Source organism: Pseudomonas sp. (assembly GCF_050739655.1).
Classification (GTDB): Bacteria; Pseudomonadota; Gammaproteobacteria; order Pseudomonadales; family Pseudomonadaceae; genus Aquipseudomonas.
This window is the reverse complement of the sequence record NZ_JBOIBY010000600.1, coordinates 1-2,206: the sequence shown is the minus strand read 5'-3', so window position 1 is coordinate 2,206 and position 2,206 is coordinate 1. Positions and strand designations below refer to the sequence as shown.

The 2,206-nt window shown below is 59.4% G+C and carries 3 protein-coding genes; 1 reads left to right on the top strand and 2 read right to left on the bottom strand.

The annotated features are described in order from the left end of the window. Positions 1 to 48: 48 nt before the first annotated feature. Entirely contained in the window at positions 49 to 354 is a 306-nt protein-coding gene (locus tag ACRESJ_RS28595) for a ribbon-helix-helix domain-containing protein (RefSeq protein ID WP_431760871.1), read from the bottom strand. Positions 355 to 368: 14 nt separating this feature from the next. Next, positions 369 to 950: a DJ-1/PfpI family protein gene (locus ACRESJ_RS28590; protein WP_431760870.1), complete on the bottom strand. Its 582-nt coding sequence runs from the start codon at positions 948 to 950 to the stop codon at positions 369 to 371. A 298-nt stretch (positions 951 to 1,248) separates the two neighbouring features. Here ACRESJ_RS28590 and ACRESJ_RS28585 point away from each other — a divergent pair, with 298 nt between their 5' ends. Beyond that, entirely contained in the window at positions 1,249 to 2,139 is an 891-nt protein-coding gene (locus ACRESJ_RS28585) for a DMT family transporter (protein ID WP_431760869.1), read from the top strand. The last annotated feature ends 67 nt before the right edge of the window (positions 2,140 to 2,206 follow it).

Below are 2,206 nucleotides of genomic sequence, written 5' to 3'. Positions count from 1 at the left end.
GAACCTGTGGGAGCGGGCTTGCCCGCGATGGCGTCAACCAGAATTGTGCTACTTCACCACGGCACGCACCACCGACAGTTCCGGAGAAGCCACCCGTCGCTGACTCAGGTAGCGCGTACAACTGACCCGCAAAAACGAAGCGAAGTTGACCACCTCGCCACGATAGTCCATCACCTCTTCATACAGCTTGGCGATCAACTGGTTGGTGGTCATGCCATCGACCTCGGCGATTTCGCTGAGGATGTCCCAAAACTGGTTCTCCAGGCGCAGGGTGGTGACCACCCCGCAAATACGCAGCGAGCGGGAGCGCGATTCATAGAGAATCGGGTCAGCTTTGACATAGAGCTCGCACATGGACAGTGACCTCGTTACAGCGTGATTTTCGTGCCCAGCAACCCGAGAAAACCGGCGAGCCAGCTCGGATGGGCAGGCCAGGCCGGCGCCGTAGCCAGATTGCCTTGAACATGACCGTCCGTCACCGGGATATCGATAAACGTACCACCCGCCAAACGCACTTCCGGGGCACAGGCCGGGTAAGCACTGCACTCGCGGCCTTCAAGAACACCCGCAGCCGCCAACAGTTGCGCACCGTGGCACACCGCCGCGATGGGTTTACCCGCTTTGTCGAAATCCCGCACCAGCTCCAGGACTTTTTCGTTCAGACGCAAGTACTCCGGGGCGCGACCGCCTGGGATCAGCACCGCGTCATAATCCGCCGCCTTGACCTTGGCGAAGTCGAAGTTGAGGGCGAACAGGTGACCGGGTTTTTCGCTGTAGGTCTGATCGCCTTCGAAGTCGTGGATCGCAGTGCGAACAGTCTGCCCGGCGGTTTTGTCCGGGCAAACGGCGTGCACCGTATGGCCGACCATCAAAAGCGCCTGGAACGGCACCATCACTTCGTAGTCTTCGACGTAATCGCCGACCAGCATCAGGATTTTTTTAGCGGCCATGGGGAGGACTCCTCTGGGAAATGCGTAGGAGTATTCAAGGTAGTCCGATTCCGGAGGGGCGGGTAATAACCAGCTACTACTTAAAGACCGCGTCATCGTTCTTCGCGGGCAAGCCACGCTCCCACAGGTACTGCATCGGCCGCAAGATACACACGGGACCTGTGGGAGCGTGGCTTGCCCGCGATGGCGTCCTCAAACTGTACGCATAACTATGCGTCTAGCTGTAACTGCGGCAAGGCGCGGTTTATGGCTATATGGAGCCTTAAACCCTTCACCTGATAATAATGTGGTCGCCATCATGTCCTCGCGCGAAAACACCGGCATGGCCCTGGGCCTGCTTGGCGTTGTGATCTTCAGCCTCACCCTGCCCTTCACACGGATTGTCGTGCAGGAACTTCATCCCTTGCTCAATGGCCTGGGCCGAGCCTTGTTTGCGGCGGTACCGGCGGCGATCCTGTTGCTGTGGCGCCGGGAAAAATGGCCGACCTGGAAACAGATCAAGGGCTTGAGCCTGGTGATCGCCGGGGTGATTCTTGGCTTCCCGGTGTTGTCGGCCTGGGCGATGCAAACCTTGCCCGCATCCCACGGTGCGCTGGTCAACGGGTTGCAACCACTGTGCGTAGCGTTGTACGCGGCATGGTTGTCCCATGAGCGACCGTCGAAAGCCTTCTGGGCCTGCGCGGCGCTGGGTAGCGCCCTGGTGCTCGGTTATGCGCTGATCAGCGGTGCCGGCAGCATTCAGGCGGGCGATTTGCTGATGCTCGGTGCGATTGCGGTGGGCGGACTGGGTTATGCCGAAGGCGGTCGATTGGCCAAGGAGATGGGCGGCTGGCAAGTCATCTGCTGGGCATTGGTGTTGTCGACGCCACTGCTGATCGGGCCGGTGCTGTACCTGGCGCTGCAACACCACGGCGAGGTCTCGGCCAAGGCCTGGTGGGCCTTTGGCTACGTTTCGCTGTTTTCGCAGTTCATTGGTTTCTTTGCCTGGTACGCCGGGCTGGCCATGGGTGGCATCGCCCGGGTCAGTCAGATCCAGTTACTACAGATCTTCTTTACCATCGCCTTTTCGGCATTGTTCTTTGGTGAACATGTGGAGCCGATTACCTGGCTGTTTGCGGCCGGGGTGATCGTGACGGTGATGCTGGGGCACAAGACGGCGATTAAACCTTCGCGTGTTGCCACGGCTTAAATCAAGATCAAAAGATCGCAGCCTGCGGCAGCTCCTACATTGGGATGGCGTACACCCTGTAGGAGCT